Here is a 26960-nt window from a genome sequence, read left to right on the forward strand (position 1 = left end):
TCCGGCATACTGAAAAACTGCCGTTTACAACGTCAGTATACTGCGCGTCAAACAACGTGATTTTGAGTATACTTTTTTGAAAACAAAATCCCGAATTTACGGCGATTTCTACGATAGAGTATACAAAGTATACTCCAGCATACTGAAAATAACCCGAAAAACGCTTCTCAGTATACTCGCTTTCGCTCCCATTCTGCGTACTTTTTTGACGTTTCGCCCCAAGATTTCATTTTTCTATGGTCGAAACTAACAAGGGCATAAGGGGTGTTAACGCACCGTCGTTTCACTCCGTTGCGGTCGGCATAGCCGACGACACTGTCTCGCTGTCGAAGCCACTTTCTCCGCTGCGCTCCGAAAGCCCTTACTGCGGAGCTGTCGCTCCTTGCCCTTGAACCGTCCGCAGGACGCTTCTGCGGGTGTCCAACCTGCGGCACAGCCGCATATATTTTTGAGCAATGACATCTGAAAAAATCATAAATATTTATGATAAATATTTAATTCCGCCAATGGCGGACGAGCGCATTACTAAAACAGATACTAAAGAAACGCTTAAAAAGTTCAGCGACTATCTTGAGAATTCAACAATTATTTTTCCGATAATTTCATATTGCTCGGAAGAAAAATTCATTTGACGGCTTATCCCTTTATTCTGAAATATTTTCGCAAGTCCGCTGATTATTTCCGATTGCTCCGCTGTAAGACCCACTAATGATATGGTCTGAGACTTTTCAAGACCCGTCATGTAATCCATGGATACGTTAAAGATTGCCGCAAGCTTTATGAGCGTATCGAGAGTAGGCATCTGAATGTTATTTTCATATTTGCTTATAACTGTTTTACTCAATTCTATTTTATTGGCAAGCTGCTGCTGAGTCCAGTTTTTATCTTTGCGCAGTTCTTTCAATCTTTCTCCAAAATCAAACATTTTGATTCACCTCGTTATAAATGATAAATTTCTTTTATGGAAATTATATCATTCGTCACTTGATATTCTGGCAACTTTATGCTATAATAGTAGCTATAAAAGAAACTCAACGAGAAAAATGTTGAAAAATAATCATCTTTTATGTTTTTTATATTTTATGTAGTAATTTCTCGAAAAATTTTTCAAAATCAGTGAACCTGATGATTTTCTCAATCGTCTTACTTAATGGAGGCGATATAATGGACGAATATAAATACATTCATGATATTCTATATGAATGGTCAAAGGAGCTTAAAACTCCGAAAAAAGCTTTAGGAAGACAACGAAGAACACTATTAAAAATATTTTCAGGAAAGGACAGAAATAAATGTATTGTGAAAAATGCGGTAAAGAAATTTCGGATTACTCGCTGAGGTGCCGATATTGTTCCTCAGACATTACCCCCGATTATGAGTTCCTTACGGCTCAGGCTATTCTGAAGAATAAGGAGGCTTTGTCGGCTCTGTACACGGCAACGTATAAGTCGGCATACTTCGTAGCTTACAGAATGACGTAAAATGAAGACAGTGCGGTTGACATTCTGCACGATTGCTACATAAAGGCGTTTGCAAATCTGTACACAATCGCCGAACCAAAAAAATTTGATAAGTGGTTTAATAAAATAGTTGCAAATAAGTGTCTGGATTATTTGAAACGCCGAAACCCTATGTTTTTAGAGGACGTTTACGGAGAGGGCTTTGAGGAAGAATTGCCTGATGACAGATACGCAAACAATCCTCAGATATATTCTGAAGACGAGGATATAAACCGCATTGTACGTCAAATTATTGAAGAATTACCCGAAGAACAGCGTCTTTGCGTATTGATGTACTATTATGATGAAATGTCGGTTCGGGATATTGCGGAGGAATTAGGAGTTTCGGAAAACACGGTAAAAAGCAGGCTGCGCCTTGCACGTAACCGTATCAGAGCCGAAATCGAGCGTCTGGAAAATAAAGGTTATGAATTTAAAGTTGTTGTTATCGGACCGTTTATTATGCGCTGCCTGAACGATATGGAAACAAATACGCCTGTAAAGGATATAGGCTTTGAAAATATTTATAAAGAAGTTGCCAATGCCGTTCACGGGTCAGGGGCATATCATGCGGCAAATGCTACCAAAGGCGCGGCTCATTCTGCGGTAAGAACAAAAATTATTATAGGATTGATCTGCGGTGCGGCGGCAGTTGCGGGAATCGCGGCGGCTGTTCACTTGATAAACGGCGAGGACGACGCAGAGCCGACTATTGCCGATTCGTCCGTTTCGGATACTACAGCTGATACATCCGCTGAGAATTCCGATGTGACAAGTTCTGTCGCAAGCGAAACAAAAGCTGCCGTTACAAGCGAAGCGGAAAGCGTTACCGATGAATTTTCGGAAGCCGAACCGGAACCCGAGGAGGGCTGGAGAGAAGCATACAGAGAACTGGTGAACGGATATGAAAGTCTTGATTATCACCTTTATTCGGGAAGTTCCTTGCCCGATTTGCTGTCATACGCTCTATATGATATAGACCATGACGCCGTACCCGAACTGATATTCCTTGCAAACGATACGGGAGATTATTTCAGGAATAAAGTCTGCATCGTTTATTCATGGGACGGCAGCAAGGCATACGAACTCTCCAATTTTGGTCTTAATATGGGAAATATCGGCGAATTTTCAGATAGCGAACAATTTGCGGTAACGGAGTTCGATTCATTCAATGGCACTACGACGTACTATAAAATCAGAATCTCCGACGGCGAATTACAATCTGCTAAGGAGTCCGACGTATCAGCCGACAACCTTGGCAGCTACGAAAAAGAAAAATCGTACAAGGTCTTGCCTCAGATAACTCTTATAGGCAGCTCCTATACAGGCGAATCGCTGGTTCCCGACGACGTTACCGAATTGATCGACGACTATGTCAGCGAAAAACCTAAGGAAGAAGAAAAAACCGAAAAGTCTGAAAGCTCCGATAATCTCAACAAATTCATAGGCATGAGCAGGGACGAGCTTATAAACGATTATTTTGAGGGAGAATACGAAGCCGGTCAGATTTCCGGAGGACAAGAACATATTCTTTCGTACAAAAGTCCGTCGAAGTTACCGTACTGTGAGTTTGGATGCTATGACGATCCCGATAAAGTTGATATTATCAATGTGACTGAGGGAGGAAAGCTTAACGACAAGATAACCATCGGAATGACCTACAACGAGCTGAAAGAGGTATGCGATTTCGACATGGCTTACGCTACTTTCACGACATATGACGCTTCTGTCGATGTGACTATCGACGGGGAGAAAAGGCATATAGCCTTTGCACTTACCGATGTCGAAAAGGCGCAGGTCGGACTTAACAATGTGACCGTTGACAATGACGCAGGCGTTCACCAATTTGATCTGAGCGAAATAAATCCGAAAAGCACAATGGGATATTATCTCGGGGGCAAGTGATTATTAATAGGTTCGCCGATTGATTAGTAACATTAAAATTTTCAGGAGGAATTTATTATGTTTTGCAGACAATGTGGAAATGAAATGAACGAAGAATCAAAATTCTGTAGCAAGTGCGGAACTCCGATAAGCGCAAATGCACAGAGCAAGCCCAACTCCGCTCGAACAGGTATACAGACGAGGGAAGACCTTATAAGCGGATTACAGAATGCGATATACCTGATGAAACAGGCGACGGCGCTCAAGGAAAGTAGCGCTGCAACGATTCGTAAGCAGACGACCGGCAGAAATCCTTCCAATGAAATTACGGGCGGTCTGAAAGTCCTTTTTTCAGCGGCGGTAGGATTTGTGGGATTTTTGATAGGTAAGGCAATTCTTGGCTCGATCTGCCGTATGATTTTGAACGGCTTCGGAAGTACGAATAATATGCCTTTGTTGGTGCAGCTGTTTTATTATGTTATCAGTGGAATAATTCCGATTGCTCTCGGCATAGTCGTAGGGGTGTATTTCAACAAAAATATCATTCCTAAGATAAACGAGAAGATTCGGCACAAGAATGTCGAGATCATACAGGCGAATCAGAAGATTGCGGAGTACAATCAATCGATTCGTCAGCAAGCGGACGAGCTTAACCGCAGACTGCATGAGATTCAGCTGAGGTATCAGAATACAGTGATGACGTGGTATCCGCAGAATTACTGCTACATTGAGGCGACGGAATTCTTTCTGGACAGTGTTGTAAATTACCGTGCGGATACTTTAAAAGAAGCGATAAACCTTTACGAGGAATATCTGCATCGCGAAAGAGTGGAGAGGAATCAGGAATCTATGCTGAAAAAGCAGGATCTCAACAACCTGCTTACGCTTGGTTCCGTTATCATGCAGGGACAGGTGCTCAGCGCAGTGCACCAGAATACGGCTGCGGTCAATGACAACACTTCCGCAGTACACGGAGTTGCTTCTGCGGTTGAAGAAAACACGCAGGTGATACGAGAACGACTTTACAGGTGATTTAATTATTTATCGGTTTGCCGATTGATTAATAACACTAAAATTTTTAGGAGGAAATTATTATGAATAAGACCTGTATTCGTTGTGAGAACTGCGGAAACGAATTAAACGACGGCGCAATGTTCTGTAATAAGTGCGGTTCGCCTGTTGTGGGCAGAGGGCAGAACAAAGTCCGCCGCTGTGCAAAATGCGGAAATGAATTGAATGAGGGCGCAATGTTCTGTGCTAAGTGCGGTTTGTCCGTTAGCGCCGTGCAAGCGCCGAGCGCAGTTAAAAAGGGCATATCCAAAAAGCTGGTGGGAATCATAGCGGCTGTTGTCGTTGTTCTGACGGCAGGTATTGCTATTGCGGTAGGTTCGGGCGACAGCGGAGATAAAAAATCCGAATCTGTGCAAACGCATAGTTCGGTAAAAGCGGAAAAAGTCGGGGGCGCTGAGAAAGACAACGATAAAGCAGACGAACCTGAGGGAGTGAATAAAACTGGAGTTTATACTATCAGTGAATATTTCAGAAGCGAAAATCGTGTGATTCTGTATTATATGAGAGAACAAACATTTGACAAAGGCGGAGAAGATGAGACATCATATTCCGCTATGCCCGGAAAAGACGAACCTTGCCGTGAAATATATATTATTGAGGATGGCAAAATGTCCAGATATGAAGGTCGGTCGTTAAGCTTTAAAGATGTTGCTAAAATGAATGACGATGAAATAGTGCAAGCGGTAAAGGAAAAATACACTGCGAAGTATGAGGACAGACCGATTACAATCGGCGTTTTCACTGACGATACCGGAAACAGCGTTGAGAGCGAGGCTGTTGGCATTAACTATAGAGATGAAAACAGAGAGAGTTATACCGATCAGATAGATTTTTTGTATGCAAACCCTCAGACTACGGCTACTGTATATGATTCGACTTATACCGGGTTAACCTCAGTTTCCGGAAATGACTACTGTTATTACTGGTACAGAGGAGACGGTCTGTTCCTAACATTGGACGGACTGGACGCAGAGGGCGTACTTGTTGACCCATCATAATATTCAGTTGGTTATCGGTTCGCCGATCAATTGATAAAACAAAAAATTATTTTTTAGGAGGAATTCATTATGAAAACAAAAATAGCGAAAATGGTAATGAGGATAGTGGGTATAGTGTTGATTCTATTTGATCTTTATCTTTTCATATGCTTTATGACCGAAAATGGCATATCTTCTTTGAGTGGACCTTGTTCATAAAATTGTTTGTTATGATATTGTTTTACGGAATCCCACTGGCTATCGCCATTGTTCTCTTGTACTTCGGATTCAGAAAGCCGAAAGCGTAAGAGCCGAATCGCAAAAATATCACATTCACTGCAAAAAATACACCGGAAATTTTTAGGAGGAATTCATTATGAAAAACAAAAAGGTATTGATCATCGCACTGGCGGCAGTTATGTCTGCTATGGGTTTGGCAGGCTGTGGCTCGAAAACGGAGGAGGACTCAAAAGCTCAGTCCAGAGCGGAAACATCGGCGGCTTCGGAATCCGTCACACAGGAGGACGAGCCGGCAGAAAATACAGACGTTCCCGAAGCTGACATAACGTCCGATGTTCCTGAAACCGATGTAACGGCTGAAATTCCCGAAGAATTAAAGACACTGTTCCCGTTTATATCCGACGACGGTAAGGCTTTGCCGACATATGTTGAGAACGTAAAGGCGATTGACAATTCCGGTAACGCTAAAGTAACTGAGCTTTGTTACGATAATATCGAGGCTGAACTCGACATGGGAAAATTATATCCTATTACATTCTCACAGCCGGGGTCGCTACAGGAAATTGACGGATTTTATGCCATGGAATTTAACACCGAAAGCGAAAATTATTATGTGCAGTTAGCTGACAGTGCAGATACAGATATTGAAGAGGCTGAAATCTACACACCCGGTGTTGAGGAGGTAACATATTTTACTTACGCATATATCGAAAACGGCGATTATATACTTGTTCCTATTATCGCAGGCAACGACCAGTCCGGCTATTACTTTGTTCGCCCCGTTGTCAGAATGCTTGGTTGTGACACGGACGCTCTTGCAGTCCCCGAATCGGGAAAGATCTGCGTCAGCAATTCACAAGTCAACGCATAAAAATACTTATTTGGCATCTTGACAACAGAATATTATAATCACGACCCCGAACTGAACGAAATAAATAAAAATATTAACAGAAAGAAGGAACTTATCATGAAAGAAACTACAAGAAAAATTTTAGTCATCGCAGTCGCCTGTACGACTGTGATGGCAGCGTTCACAGGCTGCGGCAATGTAGATAACAATGACAGCTACACACTGCCCGACGACAACTCAAGCTATGTCGCTGAGAGCACAACCACAGACGATGAAACAGAGTCCACAAGCACATCGTCAGACAGCAGCTCTAAAACGTCTACGACCACGAAGACAACCTCTGAGAGCGACAGCGGCAGTCAGTCTGATTCCAAGACGACTACCACTAAGAAGCCCGGCGACGTTCCTGTTATCGCTCCTGTTGACTCCGACAGCTCAAAATCAGACAGCTCGGAAACGAAAAAGCCTGAGACGCAGTCCCCTGCTCCTGCAACAGAGAAACCTGCAACGCAGACGCCTACGCCTGCTCCGTCACAGCCTGAAACGACTAAACATCAGCACCACTGGAAGAACGTCTACAGAACTGAGGACGTATATGAAGAAAGACCTGTCTACGAGAACAGACCTGTATACAAAGAAGAACCTGTGTATGAAAACAAGCCTGTATATGAAGAAGAACCTATATATCAAAGACACGACTTCTGCTACTGTGGCAGAGATATGACAGTTGAATACAGAGAGTACATCGCATCAGGCGGAACATACTCATGGTCGGACTGGGCAGACTATATATTCTGGGACCCCGACCATTATGTTAACTGTGGCGGATTCAAAACCAGAGATGTCATTGACCACTATGAAAAAGTACAGGTCGGAACCGAAAAAGTACAGACAGGTACAAAGAAAGTCCAGACCGGAACTGAAAAAGTACAAGTTGGAACAGAAAAAGTCAAAGTCGGCACAAAGCAGGTCTATGACCACAAGGAATGCACAGAATGCGGCGCAACAGGTTAACGCCTGTTGCGTCATTGCAAATAAATAACAGCAACATCGGATATATCTGATGCTGCTGTTATTTTTATATCTCAGAACAACAAGCTGAAAACTCTGAAGAAGCAGGCTTTCACAGAAAAAATCCTGCTCATGTAAATAAAAAAAGTCTCATAAATGAACTGTTTTTATGGAGAATCGGAAAGGATTTTTGTGTTTTGAACGTAAATATCGACTTGGCACAGCCGGTCTTTTTTGATAAAATAAATAGCAGGAAAAGAAATTTTCTGAAATTATAAAAAAAGAGGGTTGATACTTTACAGCTATGAAATAAGAAAAATCAGACTTTGGTCAATAAAAAACATCAATATCAGAAATTAATATAAAAGAAAGGCTGATAAATTATGAAAACAGTTCCGATTTGGGAAAAATCAAATTTGACTTTGGAAGAAGCGGCGGCATATTCAGGCATAGGAATCAACAAACTGAGAACTATGACCAATAAGGAAAATTGTCCTTTTGTCCTCTGGATAGGAAGCAAACGACTGATAAAGCGCAGGCTGTTGGACGAATACATCGCAAAAGCTTATTCGATTTGATAATTCTTGACAAAGGGGCGGCAATCTGATATAATTATCACATTAGAACAATGCCCCTTTTTCTGTTTATGAAAGGAGTATTTTACATGGCAGAAAAAGGACATACAAAGAGAAAAGATAAAAACAGAGTAGTTCTTCGCAAAGGCGAAATTGAAAGACCTAACGGTACTTACCAATATAGGTGGACTGACAAGACAGGCGGGCGAAAGAGCGTTTATGCCAAAACTCTCGACGAATTGAGAGAAAAAGAGCAAGACATTCTCAAAGACCGGATAGATGGCGTAAAGTCCGAAGCAAGGACAATGACCGTCAACGATGTTTACGAGATGTGGATAGAGTTGAAACGCGGTCTTAAAGACAATACGTTTTGTAATTACAAGTATCTGTATAAGACCTTCGTTTACAATAACTTAGGCCAAAAACGCATATCTGCATTAAAGAAAAGCGATGTTAAACGCTTTTATAATTACTTGGCAGACGAACGCGGGTTACAGGCTTCTACGATTGACGGCGTTCATACAGTATTACATCAGGTATTAACACTAGCTGTTGACGATTGTCTTCTCAGAAATAACGTTGCGGATAACGTGCTTAAAGAACTAAAGCAGTCTCATATTTTCAAGACGGAAAAGAGACGAGCTTTGACGGTCAAAGAGCAGGACTTGTTTTTGAATTTTCTCAGAAAAAATCATACGTATAGTCACTGGTATCCGATATTTGCAGTCATGCTCGGCACAGGACTGCGTGTAGGCGAGGTTACGGGACTAAGGTGGTGCGACATTGATTTGGAAAACTCCGTAATAAATGTTACGCATACGCTTGTTTACTATAATCATGCCGAAAACGGCTGCTATTTTAATGTGCATTCGCCGAAAACCGAGGCAGGCAAACGTTCAGTACCCATGCTGGATTTTGTGAAAAAAGCATTTATGGACGAACGTAGTTATCAGGAAACGATGAACATTAAATGCGTCTCAGAAATCGACGGATACACGGATTTTATCTTTGTGAACAGATTTGGAAACGTTCAGCATCAGGGAACTCTGAATAAAGCAATAAAACGCATTATAAGAGACTGCAATGACGAAGTGCTTTTACGTGAAGAAAAAAATCCTGTACTGCTCCCGAATTTCTCATGTCATACGCTTAGACACACGTTTACAACCAGAATGGTAGAAGCTGGCGTTGACGTTAAAGTGGTTCAGGACGCTCTCGGACATGCGGATATTTCGACAACACTGGGTATTTATGCTGACGTAACAAACGAACACAAGAAAAATGAATTTAAAGAATTAGACGAATTTCTTAAGGGTTCATCGGGTTTAACGGCTTAAGCCACTTACGCCTAAACTTAAGCCAATCGAAACAAGATTCATAAAAATCTGTAAAGAATTATATTTTTACAAGCTTATAAAAACCCCCTGAAAAAGACGAATTTCTTAAGGGTTCATCGGGTTTAACGGCTTAAGCCACTTACGCCTAAACTTAAGCCAATCGAAACAAGATTCATAAAAATCTGTAAAGAATTATATTTTTACAAGCTTATAAAAACCCCCTGAAAAAAAGGCTTTTATGCACTTGAGCAGAGATGTGAATTTAATATTTTTGAAATCCCGACGATGAAACCTTTACCGAGCGAAAAAGGCTAAAAAGCCCGTATTTATGCGGGTTTGCGAGGTTCGACGAAGCCGAAAATCTTACACCTTACACCAATCGGTGCAGGAAAATGTGCAGAGGCAAAAAAATCGCATAATTTATAGTATGAATGGGCAGTCCTATAGCGGGATTGCCCATTTTCAGAAGAAGCTGATTTTACCTGAGAGAGAAATTTAAAATTCAATCCGAAGGTATAGATGATAATACAGCAGAAAAAGAATTTACAATGATATGGAGCCGTTAAATTCAAAATTTTGAGGAGATATAAGATGTCATTTCAATTAGTTCCGGTAGAACCGGAAGAAATAAAGCAATATAAGTCGGATATGCAGGAAGCCTTTCAAAAGGGATTTGAAGATGTATTCGGGAAAACAGATGCCGTCATTTTGCCTGAGAAGGACATTGAACAGTCGCTTAATGCCGAGGGTGCTGCCGCCTATAAAGCCGTTGTTGACGGAGAAATGGTGGGTGGTGCTGTTGTTGTCATAAATGAGAATACACAACACAACCATCTTGACCTACTGTTTGTAAAAAACGGAATTCAGGGCAAGGGGATTGGAAAAAAGATATGGTTTGAATTGGAGCAGATATATCCGAACACAAAAGTATGGGAAACCTGTACGCCTTACTTTGATAGGCGTAACATTCATTTTTATGTGAATGTCTGTGGCTTTCATATCACGGAGTTTTTCAATGAGAAGCACCCTATGCCTGACACCCCGGATGATTTTGTTGGTGATGGCAACGAGGGAATGTTTGAGTTTGAAAAACAAATGCGTTAATAAAAATCCAGTTTATCAAGCCCTTTGAGAGAGAAGAAATCTTTTCTCAAAGGGCTTTTTCTGTTTCCATATACATTCGCAAACTACAAATAAAAGCCGAAACTTCATATAATTTAATCAGAGAAGAAGTGGAGGTTTTGGTATGAATAACAGTTTATCGGCAGTCCACCCTGAGCTGGTTTCGGAATGGTCGGAGAAGAACCTGCCTTTAACGCCGGACAAGATTACATATGGTTCAAATAAGCTGGTATGGTGGAAAGCTGCCTGCGGTCACGAGTGGCAGACAAGCGTTAAGGCTCGATCCAGCGGCGAAAAATGTCTCATCTGTTCAGGCGCAAGAGTCGTGGAGGGTATAAATGATTTGGCGACGGTAAAGCCGGAGCTTGCGGCAGAGTGGTCTAGAAAAAACAAAGACTTAAAGCCAACAATGTTAACGGTCGGCTCTCATAAGAAAGTGATTTGGAAAGGAAAATGCGGTCACGAGTGGATAGCTACTGTTAAAAGCAGAGCGATAAGCGGCACAGGCTGTCCGTATTGCTCACACAATGCAATCTTAGAAGGCTTCAATGACCTTGCTTCACAAATGCCGGAGATAGCGGAGGAATGGTCGGAAAAGAACGCTCCCTTGCTGCCTAATCAGGTTACAGCGTTTGCCAACCATAAGGCGTGGTGGAAATGTAAGAAGTGCGGCAACGAGTGGCACACGCTGATTTCCACTCGCTCCGGCGGCAGTAAATGTCCCTATTGCAGCGGACAAATTCTGTTGAAAGGTTTTAATGATTTTGCCACTACCCACTCGCAGCTTGCAGATGAATGGTCCAATTTTCTGAAACCTGGACTTTTGTATATTTTTTGATCCATTTATGCAGCGTGGAACTGCTCATTCCGTATTCTTTGCATATCTGCGTACTGCTTTTTCCGGATTCATACAAGCTTACTATGCTTTGCTTGAATTCCTCTGTATACTTGGTGTTTTCCATGTGTTTCTCTCCTTTTTTTATTATTATTATACCATCTTTCACTTTTTGCTGTCCACTTTTTTAGTATAGCACCAAAAAACTGAATAACTGGCAGCCTGTTCAGAAAGCATGAATAATCAAAAAACTCCGATACCCGTTTTTATACTGAGCGTCGGAGTTTCTTTTATGAGATTTCGGAGACGAATGTCGGTTTCTATCTTCCAGATAAATCAGGTCGCCATACTCATTTGATTAGGGGCAGTTATTTTTCCTTGGTAGCTGTCTTTACCTGTTGTTATACTGCTTTAAAAGTAAACAATAGGAACAGCAGAGGGTCGTTAGTTGACTTTTTTCTATCAAAGTGATAATATTATCACATACGCAGAGGGTTCCTATCTTTTGCTACGCTTGCGATTCCTCTTTAAAATATCATGTGCATTATTCTGGTTTGGATTTTTTAATAGAAAGAGTCAAAAAACCTTGTGAATCATAAAAAGGAGAAAAATAACAAATGAAACGATTATTTTTACTGGAAGATGATCTGAGTTTAATTAACGGACTCTCTTTTGCTCTGAAAAAGCAGGGGTATGAAATAGACATTGCCCGCACCACATTGGAAGCGGATACGTTATGGGCTGACGGAAAATACGATCTGGTTATTTTGGATGTATCGCTTCCCGATGGCTCCGGCTTTGATTTCTGCAGGAAGATACGCCGGACTTCAAAAATACCGATCATGTTCCTTACTGCGGCTGATGAAGAAACGGATATTATTATGGGGCTTGATATTGGCGGAGACGATTATATTACAAAGCCATTCAAATTAGCCGTATTCCTGTCGAGGATTAACGCATTGCTACGCAGGAGCGAAAATTTCAGTACCGCTGTCACGGAATTGAACTCTAACGATATCAATATAAAACTTCTGAAAGGCGAGGTTTATAAACAAGGCCGGCAGATTGACCTGACAGCCAGTGAATATAAACTGCTGTGTTTATTTCTGGAAAACCCGGATCAGATCCTTTCCCCCGAACAGATTTTAGGAAGGTTATGGGATTGTAATGAAAGCTATATAGACAACAATTCCCTTACCGTATATATCCGCAGGCTCCGCACAAAGATTGAGGATCATCCGGGAGAACCCAAACGGATTGTCACGGTACGCGGCATGGGCTATAAATGGAATACGGCAGATTGAGGTATCAGATGAAACTATTTATAAACCGAAAAATCAAAATCCTTTTTGGCAGTATCTTATCGTGTGCTGCTGGTTTTACACTGATTTCAGCTCTGATGGCAGTATTTAAAGTGAAAAATGCATCCTTTTACATCTTCATCTGCGGTCTGTGTATGGCGGCTGCCATCCTGCTGTTCTGCTATGGATATTTCAGGGATCAGCATAAAATGATGGAAAATGCCATAAGGCAGATTTCAGAATATATAGCCGGCAACAAAGAAGCTTCTATTGCGTGCAACGATGAGGGTGAATTATATCGTCTGTTCCATGAAGTCAATTCGTTGATCACTATTTTGAATGCCCATGCGGAGAAAGAAAAAAGCGCAAAGAAATTTTTGCGTAATACCATATCGGATATATCACACCAGTTAAAGACGCCGCTTGCCGCCCTTAATATTTATAATGGACTGATACAGGACGAAGCAAAAGAGCTGCCGGCGATTGGGGAACTGAGCCGCCTTTCTGAGCAGGAGCTTGACCGTATCGAAACACTGGTGCAAAACCTTTTGAAAATTACAAAACTGGACGCAGGTACGATTGTATTAGAAAAATCATCGGAAAATGTATCTGAGATTGCAGAGGATATCAAAAAACATTTTCAGTTCCGTGCCGAGCTGGAAGAGAAGGAAATCCATTTATCGGGGGATAAGGAAATCTATTTTTTATGCGACCGGAACTGGATAATAGAAGCAATTAGCAACCTTGTGAAAAATGCCCTTGACCATACAGGGAGAGGCGACACGGTTTCCATAGAATGGCGGGCATTTGCTTCCGGTGTACAGATTGACATAAAAGACAATGGCAGCGGTATTCATCCGGAAGATTTATACCATATTTTTAAACGGTTTTACCGGAGCCGTTTCTCGAAAGATACACAAGGTATCGGACTTGGCCTGTCCCTGACAAAAATGATTGTAGAGGCGCATGGCGGGACAATAGGCGTCCGAAGCGAATTGGGCAGAGGTACTGTTTTCACAATAAATTTCTTAATGTAGTTTTTACCGGGATGCAGAACCTCTTATGTTTTGCTTTCCCTACAGAATTGTAGGAAAAGTGTAATGCTGCTGTAGGATTCCTCTGTTATACTTGAGATGATAAAAAAAGGAGGCATTTTACAAATGAATTTATTAGAAGTTAATCATATCAGCAAAACATATGGAAGCGGCGAAGCGGCGGTACACGCTTTAAGAAACGTCAGCTTTTCCGTTCCAAAGGGAGAGTATGTGGCAATCGTAGGGGAATCCGGTTCCGGTAAAAGCACACTGCTCAATATGATTGGAGCCCTTGACGTGCCAACTTCCGGCAAGGTGACGATTGGCGGTAAAGAAATATTTTCCATGAATGACCGCAAACTCACCATTTTCAGGCGCCGGAATATTGGTTTTATCTTTCAGGCGTTTAACCTGATTCCGGAACTGACCGTTGAGCAGAACATCATTTTCCCCGTGCTGTTAGACTATCAAAAGCCAGATAAAAAATATCTGGAAGAACTGTTGGCTGTTCTAAATCTGAAAGAACGGCGGAACCATTTGCCCAGCCAACTGTCGGGAGGTCAGCAGCAGCGTGTGGCAATCGGACGTGCCCTGATTACCCGCCCTTCCCTGATTCTTGCCGATGAGCCTACGGGAAATCTTGACACACAGAACAGCGGCGAAGTTATTGCCCTGTTAAAAGAGGCGTCAAGGAAATATGAACAAACAATCGTTATGATTACCCACAGTCCTGCCATTGCGCAAACCGCAGACAGGGTTTTGAAAGTATCGGACGGAGTGTTGGAAGATTTGGGGAGGTGCGTGGAATGAAACATCATACCATGAAAAGCTATCTGAGCCTGATTCCCATCTCTGCCAAAGTGCGCCGCCGCCAGAACCGTATGACGCTTCTATGCATTATCCTTGCCGTATTCTTAGTGACTACCATATTCAGTATGGCAGATATGTTCATGCGTATGGAGATGGCAAGGCTTTCGGAAAAGCACGACCAGATATTTACCTTTCAAACCATTCTGGATACGGATATGGGGCAAAATCTGTTCCTGATTGCCGGAGCGCTGTTTTTATTGATTCTCATTGCCGGCGTGCTGATGATTTCAGGTAGCATCAATAGTACGGTGGCGCAGCGGACAAAATTTTTCGGAATGATGCGCTGTATCGGTATGAGCCGTAAACAGCTTGCTCGCTTTGTGAAACTGGAAGCCCTTAACTGGTGTAAGACGGCGATCCCGGTCGGCATTCTATTGGGAACCGTCAGCACATGGATTCTGTGTGCGGTTCTAAGGTTTATTGTCAAGGAGGAATTTACCGCCATTCCCCTTTTTGGAATCAGCCTGATCGGTATGATCAGCGGCGTCCTGATGGGAACGGTCACGGTGCTGCTTGCGGCAAGGGCTCCTGCGAAACGTGCGGGCAAGGTATCCCCAATCATGGCAGTTTCAGGGAACGGAAATGAAACAAAGGAGGTTCGCCGGAGTGTTAAGACAGGACTCTTTTCTATCGACACGGCTCTTGGGGTCCATCATGCCAAATCTGGGAAAAAGAACCTTTTCCTGATGACCGGATCTTTTGCCCTGAGTATCATTCTGTTTCTGACATTTACTGTCCTATTGGATTTTGTGGGTTATCTGCTCCCTCAGTCTGCCAGCGCTCCGGATATCACGATTATCAGCGCAGACAGTGGTAATAGTATTCCAAGTGAATTCATGGATACCGTTCGGGATAGTAACGGTGTTGACAATCTATTTGGGCGACGCAGTTTATTTGATGTCCCGGTCCAGGTGGGCCAGGAAAGCATCTCGGCGTCGGTTGATTTGATTTCTTACGGTGATTTTGACCTTGAAGCATTGAAAAAAGACAATTTGCTGAAAAAAGGCAGCGACCTTTCCAAAGTCTGTGGGAATAACGATGGCGCTCTGATTATTTGTGATGAGAATACGCCCCTTGCAGTTGGCGACTCCATACGGCTGCAGGAAGAAAATCTGACCATAGCAGGGATGTTGAAATATGATATTTTTAGTGGAGACGGACTTTCCCATGGCAAAATCTCAGTTATTGTATCAGATGAAACCTTTACACGCCTTACTGGCATCACCGGTTATTATATGGTTTTGGTACAGGCGTCGTCAGATATGACGGATGTGGACATAGCTTCCATTCAGGATAAGTTGGGTGAAAACGGTGTATTGAAGGATCAGAGAGATCAGAAAACTACGGGTACTTATGTCGCATTTGTATCATGTGTTTATGGTTTTCTGGCGATCATTGCGCTGGTTACCGTGTTGAATATTATGAACAGTATTTCGTTAAGCGTAACTGCGAGAACAAAGCAGTATGGGGCGATGCGGGCCGTAGGAATGGACACCAGACAGATCACAAAAATGATTTCCGCCGAGGCGGTTACCTATGCGCTGTATGGCTGTGTGATTGGATGCATTATGGGACTGCTGATTGAAAAAATGCTTTTTGATATTCTGATCCAGGGTCATTTTGCCTATGCCGTCTGGTCATTGCCCGTTTCACGGCTTCTGATTGTAGTAGGATTCGTCCTGGCGGCGACATTTGCTGCGATTTACGCGCCGTCCAAGAGAATGCGTCATATGGCAGTGACAGAAACAATTAATGAATTGTAAAAGGAACAATGTAAGTGCAAAGGAGAATGCAATATGATACGAAAGTTAATTGTTGCAACGGCGTTTGTCTTGCTGATAGTCACCCTTGCCGGATGCGGTACTGATTTAGGAACCGGAATGATAAAAGAGCTGAAAGATAATGAAGATGGCATCCGCCAGGAACTGGGTGAATTGTGGAACGGCTTCTTAGAGGAAGCCAATGAATGGTCAGAGTCATTTGCTACCCATTCTATAACAAATGACCATGATTTAGTTGGAAGTCGGGAAAAAGGTATTGATAATTATGTTGGGACGTATAAAGCTGATTATAAGGACTTTGACGGAGAAGAGTATATTTTTGGCGGGACATCTCTCAAACGCCAGGAAGGGAGCGATTTAAAAGCAACTTATTCCCTTGCCATTCAGTCCGGAAAAGCAACCCTGTGCTGGATGGAAGGGGATAACGAGTTTGTGATCGCAGAGGTTTCCGATGCTGGCACATATGAATTTACCATACATGCGGGAAAAAATTTTATTGTACTGAAGGGTGAAAATTTTACAGGAATCCTGACTCTGAATGTCGAAGAGAACAGCCCCAAAGGAGATTAAAGCCAAATGATAAAACTGATTCTTCTTATATTACTGTCCCTGCTGCTTTTGCCGCTTATTATACTTATATTTTTTGTTGACATAAAATGGATATTGGGATTTATAGTCTTTCTTATAATTCTAAAACTGCTAAAAAGAAGATAAAAGATATCAGGGAAACGGCATAGCCTGCAAGCCATGCCGTTTCCCAAAAACATTTTTGATCATGCTGTTTTATTGATCCACCCTTAATAGCAGCTTTTTTGAGGGCTTTCATTCGTATTTCCATTCTGAAAGCACCAACAGAAAACCGTCGATTGACTTTTTACTATCGTTATGATAATATTATCATATATTTAAGTGGGAGGATCGATCATGACGGATAAAATTATGGAGTGTATTACAAACCCGGTAAAATGTAAATTACTGCTTGAAATATATTCAAAGGAACAGGTAACTGCAAAGCATTTATCAGATACTCTTGGAGATATTCCGCAAGCTACTTTGTATCGTAATTTGAAAAAGATGCTGAGCGATGGGATTTTGAAGGTGGTCGAAGAAACTCAGATACGCGGTACAGTAGAAAAAACATATGCGCTTGCTTTTAACTTCAATGAAGATTTTGAAGCGATATTAGCCGAAAACTCCGGGACAGTTTATATGCAGGTGTTCACGCAATATTTTCTTGGATTTGCAAAACAATTTCGGGAATATTGTAAATCTCCGAATATCAATATCAAAAAAGACATGTCGGGCTTTTCTCTTTCACATCTTTATTTATCAGACGAAGAATTGACGGAACTTATAAAAAGCATTTCAAATATAATCCACGCTGCGGAAAAGAATGAACCAAAATTAGGGCGGAAATTACGGACGCTTGGGTTGATTGTATCCCCGCCGGAAAACTCAAAATAAATGATTTTCTGCTTCCCCTCAAAATGGAAGCGGATTTCTATTGACTTTATATTATCATTATGATAATATTATCTATATGAGGATATAGGTCATATTGTCCTCAAAACGATAAAACAGAGAGGAGCTTTCCTATGAGCAAAAAACAAAAAATCATGATGCTGGTCCTTACTTTGGTCACGTTGATTGGCGTGCTGGCGGTGTTTTTCTTTCTTCCGGACGAGATACCGCTGCATTTTGGAGTAAAGGGAGCGAGCAGCGTCGCAAGTAAGTATTTTTTGCTGGCCTTTGTGCCTGTTCCGGCTATCCTGTATTGGGCAATCTGCCGCAAAATGAAATAATGGGGAGGACTACTATGCAATCCGTATTGGAAATCAAGAATTTTACAAAAGAATATTACCAGGGCAAGAAAGCGGTGGATAACCTTTCCCTATCCGTTATGCCCGGAGAAATTCATGGCTTTATCGGGCATAACGGAGCCGGAAAAACTACAACCATCCGGGCTGTTGTCGGTGTCATGGGCTTTGACGAGGGCGAGATTTCGATTGCCGGACACTCTGTAAAACAGGAACCGGTCACCTGCAAGCTTCTGACCGCCTACATTCCCGACAACCCAGATCTGTACGATTATGTCACGGGAATTCAATATCTGACCTATATGGCGGATATGTTTTCCGTTGGCAGAAAGGATCGGGAAGAGCGGATAAGAAAGTACGCGGAGCTTTTCGGTATCACTGACAGTTTGGGAAATCTGGTCAGCTCTTATTCCCATGGCATGAAACAGAAACTGGCTTTAATCGGAGCTTTTTTACATGAGCCGAAGCTGCTTGTATTGGACGAACCCTTTGTGGGGCTTGACCCTGAAGCTGCTTTTCATCTGAAAGAAATCATGAGGGACTTGTGCAGTGGGGGAAGCGCCATATTCTTCTCAACGCATGTTTTGGATGTTGCGGAAAAGCTATGCGATAAAGTTTCTATCATCAAGCAGGGGAAATTGATCATAAGCGGAAACATGGAAGCGGTGCGTGGTTCCGGGAGCCTGGAGGATGTTTTCATGGAGGTTGTGGAACATGAAAAATAGATATTTGCTTCTTTTGAAAATGCAGCTTTACAATCTGTTTGGCATGAACCGTATTCTTCATTCCCATAATAAAAAGGAAAAGCAGCGTGGTGCGGCTTTGGGGCTGTTTGCCATATTCGCTGTGGGATTGATGATTACATACAGTACAACAATCAGCGTCGGTCTGGCGGGTATGGGGGCCGTAAATATCCTTCCGACCATTTCAACGCTGATATGCTCGTTAATCACGTTGATACTTACTTTTCTGAAATGTTCTGGCGTCCTGACTGGGCTACGCGATTACGATATGGTCATGTCGCTTCCAGTAAAAAATTCGCAAGTGGTATTAAGCCGGTTGACAATGGTTTATCTGACCAACCTTTTAATAAGCATGATTGTAGTGCTTCCCTCTGTTGTAATTTATGGAATAAATGCAGAAGCGGGAATTTTCGGAACCATTATGTTTTTTCTGTCCTTTTTCTTTCTGCCTGTAATTCCTATGATTATTTCCCTTGGGCTTGGTGTTTTGATTTTTGCTGTATCTTCCCGGTCAAAGCACAAAAATATCTTTTCATTGGTATTAAGCACGCTTGTTGTACTGTTGATCGTGGCTGCTTCTGCCAAAGCGCAGAGCATGGATACGGGTGAAATTTTGAATATAGGGATTTTGTTTTCTAATATGGCAAACAAACTCTATCCTCCGGTTGCGCTTATCTCAAAAGCAGTAGAACAACAAAATGGGCTGTACTTTTTAGCCTTCGTCGGAATGTCTGTTTTCATCAGCGTCATCTATACAGTTATAGTGGCGCATTTTTACCAGAAGATGAATACATCGGCGCATCATCATTCTTCTGCAAAAATGGATGAAAAACTTTTACAGGTTTCCTCTCCGCTTAGAGCCATGTATAAACGGGAATTTGACCGATACTTTTCCTGCACCATTTACGCACTTAATTCTACGATTGGAATGGTGTTGCTGCTTGTTGTATCTCTGTTACTGATGTTCGTCAGCCCTGAGCTGGTGGAACAGCAGAGCGGCATTGTTGGTCTTGGTCAAATAGTGCGGCAGGTGCTTCCGTTGGTCATTGCGGTATTTGTTACTATGACGTCTACCACATCCGCGTCCTTGTCCTTAGAGGGGAAAAACCGTTGGATCATGTGTTCTGTTCCTGTACGGGCCATTGATATATTTAACTCTAAAATAGCGGTCAATCTGACGGTTATTTGCCCCTTTGTGCTGATAAGCGCTATTTTATTAGGCTTCAAAATGGAGGTTTCTTTCCTGCAGGCAGTTCTTTTGTTCATCGTTCCGGCGGTCTATGCTTGCTTCATATCCGTTTTGGGAATGTATATGAATGTGAAATTTCCAAAGTATGACTGGACGAGTGAATATTATGCGGTAAAGGGGGGTGCCATTTCTGTTCTGGCAACAATGGGATCAGGTATGTTAAGCAGTTTAATACCTCTGTTTGTTTGCATTGCTTTTCGGAATATAAGCAGTTTGCTCATGGCGGTAACTTCTGTTTTGTTATTGACAGTTTCTTTCCTGCTATACCGGAAGCTGCAAGCAATATCAGCTTTATGAGATATGAGAAAACTACCCGCAGAGATTTTATTCCCTGCGGGTAGCACTAAAATGATTCCGCTGGCAGGCATAACTCTACCTTAAAACCATTGTATTCACTGTGACTTATGATTACTTTGCCGTTATGAGCCGCCATGATTTGCTTAACAATGAGTAAGCCTAAACCGTGGCGTTGTTCAGTTGTTTTTTCATCGCATACCATATAATGCGGAGTATTGTTCAGTTTTTCAATTTGTTCATCTGTTGCACCTATACCATCATCGGCAACAACGACAGTACAAACATTATCTTCAGATATAACACGAACGAAGATATGACAGCCTTGTTCATTATGATTCATGCTGTTCTGAATCAGATTGCTTACTGCTCGCTTAATTAAGTCTTTATCAATACACACAGGACAGGAGGTTAAGTTTTCGTCCGTTTCCCATTCAATCGTGTACTTTTCATCAATATTCATATTGATGAAATCGACCACAACCTGACGGATAACAGCAATTAAATTTTGCTTTTTAGGGTTAATTGGCTGCATATTATATTCCAGCTTGGAGGCAAGATTCAAGTCGTTAATTAGGTTTCTCATTCGCTCACTTTGCCGTACAATAACCGTGGCTTTTTTGCGGTTATCTTCTGATAGCTGCATATCGTTTTCTAACTGTCCGGCATATCCCATTACCATTGACAGCGGTGTTCGTATGTCGTGGGATACCCCTGCAATCCAATTTGCTCTTGCGGTTTCTTTTTTGCGGAGCTGTCTGTTTTGCGTTTGCAAAATATCTGAGGTCTTGTTAATGTTTACCGCAAGCTCGGATAAAAGCCCTTTTTCTCGGAGATGGACTTCTTCATTCGTAGACAAAGCCTGTATTCCGCTGACTATCGGTTTCACGGATTTTAACAGCTTGGAATTGGCAATCACATAGATTATAAAAATCAAGGCTATATTGATTGCTAAAACAGAAAGAACCGTTTTGGGCAAGTTGGCAATTAAATTATAATCCCAACTCGGCCACATATGTTTCCAAAAACTGTCTTTCGGATAACCGAGAACCACAAGTCCATTTTCTGCCTCGCCTGTAAATGTGGGGTATCCGTCTATATAGCCACGGGTAAGGTTCGCTATATCTGAAACGGTGTATGACATAGGTACGGTTTCGGGAAGATTATCCGTTTGCCATACAACATTCATTGTTGCGTTATCAATAAAAATTGCCCAACCATTCGTATTTTGGAGTTCAATTTCTATATCTTCGGTCAAAACATATCCATTATCATCCTGCAACAAATTATCGGCAACTTTTTGTGCTGTCATCCAAGGGGAACTGTTTGGTGCTTGGTTGAGCGTATATATCACCAATAAAGCAAGGTTTAGAATAATGAGCAGCACCGAGGACAAGAGCATAATACCGACAAAGCGCCGGATTAGTTTCGGTACGCTTTTCATATTATTTGCCCTCCACAATGAGTTTGTACCCAAGTCCTTTAACCGTTATTAAAGAAACAGGCTGGGAGGGATTCGCTTCAATTTTTTCTCTGATACGGCGAATATGTGCCATCAGCGAATTTTCATAGCCGAAAGGATTATCGCCCCAAGCTGCTTCACACAGTGCGTCGATCGTAACGATTCGTCCTGCGTTTCGATATAAAGCAGAGAGGATGTCGTGTTCTTTTGCCGTAAGAGGAATATACTCTCCGTTTTTTATGATCTCTGCACGCTCAAAATCAATTTCGCTGTCATGTAGTTTCACAAGGGGATTATCGGCTTTATAACTCCTGCGAAGAATGGCGCTCACACGAAACAAAAGCTCTTTTGGCAAAAACGGCTTTACAATATAATCGTCTGCACCAAGACCAAAGCCACGGAATTTATCGTCATCCTCGCCACGGGCAGTTAAAAACAACACAGGATAATCAGCCGTTTTTTTAATCCGTTCCATCAGATCAAATCCACTCCCGTCAGGGAGCATTACATCAAGAATGGCAAGCTCAGGTTGGTAAGTTTCAGAAATAACAATCGCTTCAGCCACCGTTTTTGCCGTTTTGATATTTTGAAATCCGTCCTCATTTAAGATAGAAATAACCATATCTAAAAGCTCCTGCTCATCATCGACAAGCAAAATGCGTTTTTGCTTCAAGTAATCAAAGTCCATAGGTCTACCTCCTTTATATTTCTTATTATACCATAGAAATGTGTCATTTTCTAATATACGATGAAATGTAAGGCAAATGTAAGGACACGAGAAGGTTAGCACAAGGTTGATAAATTATAATGTACTTGCAATGATGAGAAAGGAGCAAAAAAACAATGAATATCATTGAAACTCAAAACTTAACGAAATCGTATGCGGATTTTACAGCGGTTTCAGGTATCAATCTGCATATTCCGAAAGGTGCTGTCTATGGCTTTCTCGGTCCGAACGGAGCCGGAAAGTCCACTACTATGAAAATGTTTTTGGGGCTTACCAAACCGACAAGCGGCTCGTTTACGATTGACGGAAAAAAGTATCCCGATAACAGAGTGCAAATTCTGAAAGAAATAGGCTCGTTTATTGAAGCTCCCGCCTTTTACGGAAACCTAAGCGGTGAAGAAAATCTCGAAATTATCCGTAAAATATTGGGACTTCCCAAATCCTCCGTAGCGGAAGCTCTTGAAATTGTGGGGCTGACGCAATTTAAGAAGCGGCTTGTAAAAAAATATTCCCTTGGAATGAAACAGAGGTTAGGTCTTGCAAGCGCCTTGATTGGAAAACCGCCAATCCTCATTTTAGATGAGCCGACAAACGGACTTGACCCTGTCGGTATCCACGAAATCCGAACGCTGATCCGTTCTTTACCTGAAAAGTTTGATTGTACCGTTTTGGTATCGTCGCATTTGCTGTCCGAAATAGAACTAATGGCTGATACCATTGGTATCCTGAATCACGGGCATTTGCTGTTTGAGGGAACACTCGATCAGCTTAAATTCAGTGCAGCGTCACAGGGCTACCCTACGGATAATTTGGAGGATACATTCCTTGCCTTGATAGATGCTGACAACGGACAAAGAGGTGGGGTACGATGAGCGTTTCTTTGGAATGTAAAAAAGCAAAACGAACTGGCTTTTTACCGGCGTTTTTCGGCGGTGGTATTTTAGCCGCAGTTGTTCCTGTTATCAATATGGCTGTCCGTTCGGAAATGTATCTTAATCTGCCGGGAAACCCAATACAAATTTTGCTTGACGCAAATTGGCAGATGATGACAATGCTGAATGTGCTGCTCGTTGTAGCCGGAGCATGTCTTTTATATCATACTGAATACGCTGACAATGCCATGCAAAAAATGAAGTCTTTGCCCATTAGAGAAAGTTCCATTTTCTTAGGCAAAACAGTTTTGACAATCTTTATGAGCCTTTTTGTGCTTGTAATAGAAGCAGGTGCAGTCACATTTTGTACCTATCATTGGTTTGAAATCGGAAATGGTTTTTTCGGTGAACTGTGCAAATACTTCGGGTATTCATTTTTGCTGATGTTACCCTGCATTATCCTGTCACTTCTTATTGCGGAAGCCTGCAAGAATATGTGGGTATCTCTTGGGATCGGTGTCGTCTGCGTGTTTACCGCAACAATGTTGCCGACAACTAACTTTGCCCTTTCGCTTTTCCCCTTTGCAATGCCTTTTCAGGTATTTGTGAGTAGCGATGTAACACAGTCAATACATTATATCTATGCGATAGCCGCAGAGCTTGTAGTTCTTGCCTTTGCAGAGCTGATATTTATAAAGGTGAGGAGGTCGTTTGAATGAGCTTTTTATCACTTGTTGGCGTGGAATTTAAGAAAATTAAACGCTCAAAAATACTACTGATCCTCCTTGTTGCGACAGTTATCTTATGGGTACCGTCCATTTTGAATGCTCAAATGAATTTTGATATGCAGGCAGAGGGAATTTCTCCGGAAAACAATTTCTTTATTCAGGGCTTTATGGGGATGTCATGGTTTATGTTCCCAGCAAGTATGGTAGTCGGGACAGTTCTTTTAAGCCAAACAGAAAGAGCAAACAAGGGAATTTTGAAAATGCTTTCCCTGCCAATCAGTACAGCGAAGCTCTGTATGGCAAAGTTCGTCGTTTTGCTTTCGCTGGCAGCCCTCCAAATCGGTATGGCAGTTGGTATGTATTATGTAGGTGCAGCAATAGCCTCCAGTACGCAGAACTATAATTTCATTTTGCAGCCGTTGTTTGTTTTTAAGGAGGCAGGCTTGATATTTGTTGCAGCAATTCCAATGCTTGCATTTTTCTGGCTTTTGTCAGTATGTATTCAGACACCGATTTTTTCTATCGGTATCGGATTGGCTTCGATTGTACCGTCCGTATTGATGATCAATACAAAAGCATGGTTTGCTTATCCCATGTCGTATCCGTTTTTCGTTATCACATCCGAATATGGAAAACTTGCAGCAAATCTTGATACAGCGCAGGTTGAGCTAATACCGTGGATACCTGTCGCTATCCTTATAACAATCTTAGCTTTAAGCTTTTCCTGCCTTCGTTTCGGGCAGGCTGAAAGGAGATAATTATTATGAAAAACAAAATTTTAACTGCTATTAGCACGATTATGCTTTTTGTGCCATGGACAATCCTACCGCTTCGGACTTTCGATTGGGCGTTAGAGTCGCCCGTTACTGAAATTATGATTTCCTGCTATGCGGCGTTTATGATTTTCAGCGGTGTGTTTACAATCGTTTCCTATGTTAAGGCAAAAGCCCAAAACAATTTGATGAAGATTTGCTTGATTGTGAATGGTCTTTATGCGGTTGGCGGTGTTGCAGTATTCGGGATGATGATTTTACCGAAAATTATGTAAGGAGGTCATACAGACTATGAAAAGAACAAAAGCATTTATTTCCCTGCTCTTGGTTTTATGTTTGACAGTTTCTTTTGCGGGCTGTAGTTCCAATCACGATAAAGACAGTTTTAAAGACAATCTTATTGATGGTTGGGACAGTTGGATTCAGTCTTTCAGCAAGCACGCATTGACAAAAGAAAAAGATTTGCAGGGAGAAAAAACGAAAGATGATGACGCCTATACGGGTACTTATGTGGCTACCTATGACGGATTTAACGGAAAAGAATTTATCTTTGGCGGAACTGCTTTGGAGCGTGAAAATGGTAATCACCTACAAGTAACCTATAAACTTACCATAGAGAATGGAAGTGCGGAACTGAATTGGATTGCAGGTAACGATGAATATTCGGTTACGAATGTCGATTCAGAAGATACGAAAGAGTACACCATTTCATCTGGCGATAATTATATTGTTCTCATAGGTGAAAATTTCAGCGGAAGCCTTGAACTGACTGTCAAAGATGCAGAAAACTAAAAAGTACAGAAAATTTGTAGTATATGCCGTAATAGGTATCGACGGTATCCTTATAGGGATATTACTGATACCCACAGGCATTTTCATAATACTTATTTATTGCATTTATAGAATTATAGATCGAATTGTTAGTTGGTGTGACAAATATGAAAATCTATGATTACGCAGAAAGTGAGGTGTTATTTTGAAAAGAATTTTACTTGTAGATGATGACAAAGCCATTAGATATGCTTTATCGAAATTGTTGAGCAAAGAATTTGAGGTTTTGGAATCATCTGGCGTTAGCGATGCATTGAAAAAGCTGGAAACGACTTCTGTTGATCTGATTTGTTCTGATTATAATATGCAGGATGGAACCAACAGGTTAATCCCTGTTGTTCTGCATTATTTCTAAATACAAAGAGAAAGATGAAACTATATTATGAATTATCAAACAATCAAAGAATTCATTAAAAAAATACGGAAAAAAACTGCCCTTAAATGCAGTCAACGAGAACGGCGAAGATATGATTATCGAAGACGATTATACGTCTGGAGAACACGCTTACAAGATAACCACGGTGCAGCATAATAACCGATGCCGCATCAACACTTATTATCAGGATGGCACGTCTGATGAGACGTTTGAAAAATAAGTATCTGATATCATTGTTTCTAAATACGAATAGGAGATGAAAAACAATCATGAAAACAAAATAAGGCTACTGTATGTGCAGTAGCCTTATTTTTTTGCCTATATCGGTGAAATGTTTAAAAATTCACGTATCGAATCATTGACTATTTGTGCAAAATGTTGCATAATATTATGGAGTATATTTGCTGATTGCTAAGATAAAGCATTTAGCAGAAAGTAGTGTATCTATGAAAAAAGCAAGTAACGGCAAAAGCCTTTTTAATGAGATGACTCGTGTTCAGATGCCTGCGCTTGTTCATCTGACAAGGCTTGGTTACACCTATTATGGCAGAATATTCGAGGATATGGCTGATACGGTCTATGATCCCGATAATAATATATTGAAAGATGTATGGTGCTATACTAAAAAAGTGGACAGCAAAAAGCGAAAGATGGTATAATAATAAAAAAAGGAGAGAAACACATGGAAAACACCAAGTATA

At 41.6% G+C, this 26960-nt stretch carries 31 protein-coding genes; 26 read left to right on the forward strand and 5 right to left on the reverse strand.

Going from position 1 to position 26960, the window contains the following annotated elements:
* Window positions 1-565: 565 nt before the first annotated feature.
* Entirely contained in the window at window positions 566-925 is a 360-nt protein-coding gene (locus OCV67_RS09860) for a helix-turn-helix domain-containing protein (protein WP_147643816.1), read from the reverse strand.
* Window positions 926-1164: 239 nt separating this feature from the next.
* Here OCV67_RS09860 and OCV67_RS09865 point away from each other — a divergent pair, with 239 nt between their 5' ends.
* The 10 genes from OCV67_RS09865 (at window position 1165) to OCV67_RS09910 (ending at window position 11404) form a co-directional block, all read left to right on the forward strand.
* Window positions 1165-1338 (forward strand): hypothetical protein, encoded by a 174-nt coding sequence (locus OCV67_RS09865; RefSeq protein WP_178085085.1) that lies wholly within the window; start codon window positions 1165-1167, stop codon window positions 1336-1338.
* A gap of 167 nt (window positions 1339-1505) precedes the next feature.
* Window positions 1506-3404 (forward strand): RNA polymerase sigma factor, encoded by a 1899-nt coding sequence (locus tag OCV67_RS09870; RefSeq protein ID WP_262644517.1) that lies wholly within the window; start codon window positions 1506-1508, stop codon window positions 3402-3404.
* Window positions 3405-3461: 57 nt separating this feature from the next.
* Window positions 3462-4415, forward strand: coding sequence for a zinc ribbon domain-containing protein (locus OCV67_RS09875; protein ID WP_147643818.1), 954 nt, complete (start codon window positions 3462-3464; stop codon window positions 4413-4415).
* Between the two features lie 62 nt (window positions 4416-4477).
* Window positions 4478-5452 (forward strand): zinc ribbon domain-containing protein, encoded by a 975-nt coding sequence (locus OCV67_RS09880; protein ID WP_147643819.1) that lies wholly within the window; start codon window positions 4478-4480, stop codon window positions 5450-5452.
* 355 nt (window positions 5453-5807) lie between these two features.
* Complete coding sequence (locus OCV67_RS09885) at window positions 5808-6542, forward strand: hypothetical protein (protein WP_147643820.1); 735 nt, start codon at window positions 5808-5810, stop codon at window positions 6540-6542.
* 96 nt (window positions 6543-6638) lie between these two features.
* Window positions 6639-7535, forward strand: coding sequence for a hypothetical protein (locus OCV67_RS09890; protein ID WP_147643821.1), 897 nt, complete (start codon window positions 6639-6641; stop codon window positions 7533-7535).
* Window positions 7536-7915: 380 nt separating this feature from the next.
* Window positions 7916-8110 (forward strand): excisionase, encoded by a 195-nt coding sequence (locus OCV67_RS09895; protein ID WP_178085086.1) that lies wholly within the window; start codon window positions 7916-7918, stop codon window positions 8108-8110.
* Between the two features lie 86 nt (window positions 8111-8196).
* Entirely contained in the window at window positions 8197-9444 is a 1248-nt protein-coding gene (locus OCV67_RS09900; protein WP_147643823.1) for a tyrosine-type recombinase/integrase, read from the forward strand.
* Between the two features lie 591 nt (window positions 9445-10035).
* Entirely contained in the window at window positions 10036-10548 is a 513-nt protein-coding gene (locus OCV67_RS09905; RefSeq protein WP_147643824.1) for a GNAT family N-acetyltransferase, read from the forward strand.
* 142 nt (window positions 10549-10690) lie between these two features.
* Window positions 10691-11404 (forward strand): zinc-ribbon domain-containing protein, encoded by a 714-nt coding sequence (locus OCV67_RS09910; protein ID WP_262644510.1) that lies wholly within the window; start codon window positions 10691-10693, stop codon window positions 11402-11404.
* Here the strand turns inward: OCV67_RS09910 and OCV67_RS13730 are convergent.
* Entirely contained in the window at window positions 11337-11528 is a 192-nt protein-coding gene (locus tag OCV67_RS13730) for a transposase (RefSeq protein WP_147643825.1), read from the reverse strand. The genes OCV67_RS09910 and OCV67_RS13730 overlap by 68 nt on opposite strands.
* A gap of 490 nt (window positions 11529-12018) precedes the next feature.
* On the opposite strand from OCV67_RS13730, the gene OCV67_RS09915 reads away from it, so the two are divergent.
* The 5 genes from OCV67_RS09915 to OCV67_RS09935 all read left to right on the forward strand — a co-directional run bounded on the left by OCV67_RS09915 (window position 12019) and on the right by OCV67_RS09935 (window position 16957).
* Window positions 12019-12705 carry a response regulator transcription factor gene (locus tag OCV67_RS09915; protein WP_147643826.1) on the forward strand — a complete coding sequence of 229 codons (687 nt, stop codon included), beginning with the start codon at window positions 12019-12021 and terminating at the stop codon, window positions 12703-12705.
* A gap of 8 nt (window positions 12706-12713) precedes the next feature.
* On the forward strand, window positions 12714-13739 hold the full coding sequence (locus tag OCV67_RS09920; protein WP_147643827.1) for a sensor histidine kinase: 1026 nt from the start codon (window positions 12714-12716) through the stop codon (window positions 13737-13739).
* 123 nt (window positions 13740-13862) lie between these two features.
* Window positions 13863-14546: an ABC transporter ATP-binding protein gene (locus OCV67_RS09925; protein ID WP_147643828.1), complete on the forward strand. Its 684-nt coding sequence runs from the start codon at window positions 13863-13865 to the stop codon at window positions 14544-14546.
* Between the two features lie 11 nt (window positions 14547-14557).
* The gene (locus OCV67_RS09930; protein WP_147643846.1) at window positions 14558-16369 is read left to right on the forward strand and encodes an ABC transporter permease; all 1812 of its coding nucleotides are present in this window, start codon (window positions 14558-14560) and stop codon (window positions 16367-16369) included.
* A 33-nt stretch (window positions 16370-16402) separates the two neighbouring features.
* Window positions 16403-16957 (forward strand): hypothetical protein, encoded by a 555-nt coding sequence (locus OCV67_RS09935; RefSeq protein ID WP_147643829.1) that lies wholly within the window; start codon window positions 16403-16405, stop codon window positions 16955-16957.
* A gap of 112 nt (window positions 16958-17069) precedes the next feature.
* On the opposite strand, the gene OCV67_RS09940 is transcribed toward OCV67_RS09935, so the two are convergent.
* Window positions 17070-17225 carry a hypothetical protein gene (locus tag OCV67_RS09940; RefSeq protein ID WP_178085087.1) on the reverse strand — a complete coding sequence of 52 codons (156 nt, stop codon included), beginning with the start codon at window positions 17223-17225 and terminating at the stop codon, window positions 17070-17072.
* Between the two features lie 86 nt (window positions 17226-17311).
* Between OCV67_RS09940 and OCV67_RS09945 the strand changes: the two genes are divergently transcribed.
* From OCV67_RS09945 to OCV67_RS09960, 4 genes are all read left to right on the forward strand, one after another.
* The gene (locus OCV67_RS09945) at window positions 17312-17851 is read left to right on the forward strand and encodes a helix-turn-helix domain-containing protein (protein WP_147643830.1); all 540 of its coding nucleotides are present in this window, start codon (window positions 17312-17314) and stop codon (window positions 17849-17851) included.
* 131 nt (window positions 17852-17982) lie between these two features.
* The gene (locus OCV67_RS09950) at window positions 17983-18189 is read left to right on the forward strand and encodes a DUF1648 domain-containing protein (protein ID WP_147643831.1); all 207 of its coding nucleotides are present in this window, start codon (window positions 17983-17985) and stop codon (window positions 18187-18189) included.
* A 14-nt stretch (window positions 18190-18203) separates the two neighbouring features.
* Window positions 18204-18929: an ABC transporter ATP-binding protein gene (locus tag OCV67_RS09955; protein WP_147643832.1), complete on the forward strand. Its 726-nt coding sequence runs from the start codon at window positions 18204-18206 to the stop codon at window positions 18927-18929.
* Window positions 18919-20493: a hypothetical protein gene (locus OCV67_RS09960; RefSeq protein ID WP_147643833.1), complete on the forward strand. Its 1575-nt coding sequence runs from the start codon at window positions 18919-18921 to the stop codon at window positions 20491-20493. Before OCV67_RS09955 ends, OCV67_RS09960 begins: the two co-directional genes overlap by 11 nt.
* Window positions 20494-20539: 46 nt before the next feature.
* On the opposite strand, the gene OCV67_RS09965 is transcribed toward OCV67_RS09960, so the two are convergent.
* A complete protein-coding gene (locus OCV67_RS09965) occupies window positions 20540-21934 on the reverse strand; it encodes a sensor histidine kinase (protein ID WP_147643834.1) in 1395 nt (464 codons plus the stop codon).
* Between the two features lies 1 nt (window position 21935).
* Complete coding sequence (locus OCV67_RS09970; RefSeq protein ID WP_147643835.1) at window positions 21936-22640, reverse strand: response regulator transcription factor; 705 nt, start codon at window positions 22638-22640, stop codon at window positions 21936-21938.
* Between the two features lie 155 nt (window positions 22641-22795).
* Here OCV67_RS09970 and OCV67_RS09975 point away from each other — a divergent pair, with 155 nt between their 5' ends.
* The 7 genes from OCV67_RS09975 (at window position 22796) to OCV67_RS10005 (ending at window position 26918) form a co-directional block, all read left to right on the forward strand.
* Window positions 22796-23551: an ABC transporter ATP-binding protein gene (locus OCV67_RS09975; protein ID WP_147643836.1), complete on the forward strand. Its 756-nt coding sequence runs from the start codon at window positions 22796-22798 to the stop codon at window positions 23549-23551.
* Window positions 23548-24270: an ABC transporter permease gene (locus OCV67_RS09980; protein ID WP_147643837.1), complete on the forward strand. Its 723-nt coding sequence runs from the start codon at window positions 23548-23550 to the stop codon at window positions 24268-24270. The genes OCV67_RS09975 and OCV67_RS09980 overlap by 4 nt, the downstream gene beginning before the upstream one ends.
* Window positions 24267-25037 carry an ABC transporter permease gene (locus OCV67_RS09985; protein ID WP_147643838.1) on the forward strand — a complete coding sequence of 257 codons (771 nt, stop codon included), beginning with the start codon at window positions 24267-24269 and terminating at the stop codon, window positions 25035-25037. Before OCV67_RS09980 ends, OCV67_RS09985 begins: the two co-directional genes overlap by 4 nt.
* Window positions 25038-25042: 5 nt before the next feature.
* Window positions 25043-25327 (forward strand): hypothetical protein, encoded by a 285-nt coding sequence (locus tag OCV67_RS09990; RefSeq protein ID WP_147643839.1) that lies wholly within the window; start codon window positions 25043-25045, stop codon window positions 25325-25327.
* Between the two features lie 16 nt (window positions 25328-25343).
* Complete coding sequence (locus tag OCV67_RS09995) at window positions 25344-25844, forward strand: hypothetical protein (protein WP_147643840.1); 501 nt, start codon at window positions 25344-25346, stop codon at window positions 25842-25844.
* A gap of 184 nt (window positions 25845-26028) precedes the next feature.
* Window positions 26029-26238: a response regulator gene (locus OCV67_RS10000; RefSeq protein ID WP_178085088.1), complete on the forward strand. Its 210-nt coding sequence runs from the start codon at window positions 26029-26031 to the stop codon at window positions 26236-26238.
* A 467-nt stretch (window positions 26239-26705) separates the two neighbouring features.
* Entirely contained in the window at window positions 26706-26918 is a 213-nt protein-coding gene (locus OCV67_RS10005; RefSeq protein ID WP_147643842.1) for a hypothetical protein, read from the forward strand.
* Window positions 26919-26960: the final 42 nt, after the last annotated feature.

The sequence above is a fragment of the Porcipelethomonas ammoniilytica genome, assembly GCF_025567485.1.
GTDB classification, from domain to species: Bacteria; Bacillota; Clostridia; order Oscillospirales; family Ruminococcaceae; genus Porcipelethomonas; species Porcipelethomonas ammoniilytica.

Excerpts from the sequence above, each read along its gene's own strand:
- OCV67_RS09890 (WP_147643821.1), top strand. The coding sequence starts at position 6,639 with ATGAAAGAAACTACAAGAAAAATTTTAGTCATCGCAGTCGCCTGTACG.
- OCV67_RS09880 (WP_147643819.1), top strand. The coding sequence starts at position 4,478 with ATGAATAAGACCTGTATTCGTTGTGAGAACTGCGGAAACGAATTAAAC.
- OCV67_RS09940 (WP_178085087.1), bottom strand. The coding sequence starts at position 17,225 with ATGGAAATACGAATGAAAGCCCTCAAAAAAGCTGCTATTAAGGGTGGA.
- OCV67_RS10005 (WP_147643842.1), top strand. The coding sequence starts at position 26,706 with ATGAAAAAAGCAAGTAACGGCAAAAGCCTTTTTAATGAGATGACTCGT.
- OCV67_RS09915 (WP_147643826.1), top strand. The coding sequence starts at position 12,019 with ATGAAACGATTATTTTTACTGGAAGATGATCTGAGTTTAATTAACGGA.
- OCV67_RS09955 (WP_147643832.1), top strand. The coding sequence starts at position 18,204 with ATGCAATCCGTATTGGAAATCAAGAATTTTACAAAAGAATATTACCAG.
- OCV67_RS09945 (WP_147643830.1), top strand. The coding sequence starts at position 17,312 with ATGACGGATAAAATTATGGAGTGTATTACAAACCCGGTAAAATGTAAA.
- OCV67_RS09885 (WP_147643820.1), top strand. The coding sequence starts at position 5,808 with ATGAAAAACAAAAAGGTATTGATCATCGCACTGGCGGCAGTTATGTCT.
- OCV67_RS09965 (WP_147643834.1), bottom strand. The coding sequence starts at position 21,934 with ATGAAAAGCGTACCGAAACTAATCCGGCGCTTTGTCGGTATTATGCTC.
- OCV67_RS09970 (WP_147643835.1), bottom strand. The coding sequence starts at position 22,640 with ATGGACTTTGATTACTTGAAGCAAAAACGCATTTTGCTTGTCGATGAT.
- OCV67_RS13730 (WP_147643825.1), bottom strand. The coding sequence starts at position 11,528 with ATGGAAAACACCAAGTATACAGAGGAATTCAAGCAAAGCATAGTAAGC.
- OCV67_RS09900 (WP_147643823.1), top strand. The coding sequence starts at position 8,197 with ATGGCAGAAAAAGGACATACAAAGAGAAAAGATAAAAACAGAGTAGTT.
- OCV67_RS09985 (WP_147643838.1), top strand. The coding sequence starts at position 24,267 with ATGAGCTTTTTATCACTTGTTGGCGTGGAATTTAAGAAAATTAAACGC.
- OCV67_RS09930 (WP_147643846.1), top strand. The coding sequence starts at position 14,558 with ATGAAAAGCTATCTGAGCCTGATTCCCATCTCTGCCAAAGTGCGCCGC.
- OCV67_RS09875 (WP_147643818.1), top strand. The coding sequence starts at position 3,462 with ATGTTTTGCAGACAATGTGGAAATGAAATGAACGAAGAATCAAAATTC.
- OCV67_RS09910 (WP_262644510.1), top strand. The coding sequence starts at position 10,691 with ATGAATAACAGTTTATCGGCAGTCCACCCTGAGCTGGTTTCGGAATGG.
- OCV67_RS09925 (WP_147643828.1), top strand. The coding sequence starts at position 13,863 with ATGAATTTATTAGAAGTTAATCATATCAGCAAAACATATGGAAGCGGC.
- OCV67_RS09960 (WP_147643833.1), top strand. The coding sequence starts at position 18,919 with ATGAAAAATAGATATTTGCTTCTTTTGAAAATGCAGCTTTACAATCTG.
- OCV67_RS09950 (WP_147643831.1), top strand. The coding sequence starts at position 17,983 with ATGAGCAAAAAACAAAAAATCATGATGCTGGTCCTTACTTTGGTCACG.
- OCV67_RS09990 (WP_147643839.1), top strand. The coding sequence starts at position 25,043 with ATGAAAAACAAAATTTTAACTGCTATTAGCACGATTATGCTTTTTGTG.
- OCV67_RS09860 (WP_147643816.1), bottom strand. The coding sequence starts at position 925 with ATGTTTGATTTTGGAGAAAGATTGAAAGAACTGCGCAAAGATAAAAAC.
- OCV67_RS09865 (WP_178085085.1), top strand. The coding sequence starts at position 1,165 with ATGGACGAATATAAATACATTCATGATATTCTATATGAATGGTCAAAG.
- OCV67_RS09895 (WP_178085086.1), top strand. The coding sequence starts at position 7,916 with ATGAAAACAGTTCCGATTTGGGAAAAATCAAATTTGACTTTGGAAGAA.
- OCV67_RS09920 (WP_147643827.1), top strand. The coding sequence starts at position 12,714 with ATGAAACTATTTATAAACCGAAAAATCAAAATCCTTTTTGGCAGTATC.
- OCV67_RS09980 (WP_147643837.1), top strand. The coding sequence starts at position 23,548 with ATGAGCGTTTCTTTGGAATGTAAAAAAGCAAAACGAACTGGCTTTTTA.
- OCV67_RS09995 (WP_147643840.1), top strand. The coding sequence starts at position 25,344 with ATGAAAAGAACAAAAGCATTTATTTCCCTGCTCTTGGTTTTATGTTTG.
- OCV67_RS09975 (WP_147643836.1), top strand. The coding sequence starts at position 22,796 with ATGAATATCATTGAAACTCAAAACTTAACGAAATCGTATGCGGATTTT.
- OCV67_RS09905 (WP_147643824.1), top strand. The coding sequence starts at position 10,036 with ATGTCATTTCAATTAGTTCCGGTAGAACCGGAAGAAATAAAGCAATAT.
- OCV67_RS09935 (WP_147643829.1), top strand. The coding sequence starts at position 16,403 with ATGATACGAAAGTTAATTGTTGCAACGGCGTTTGTCTTGCTGATAGTC.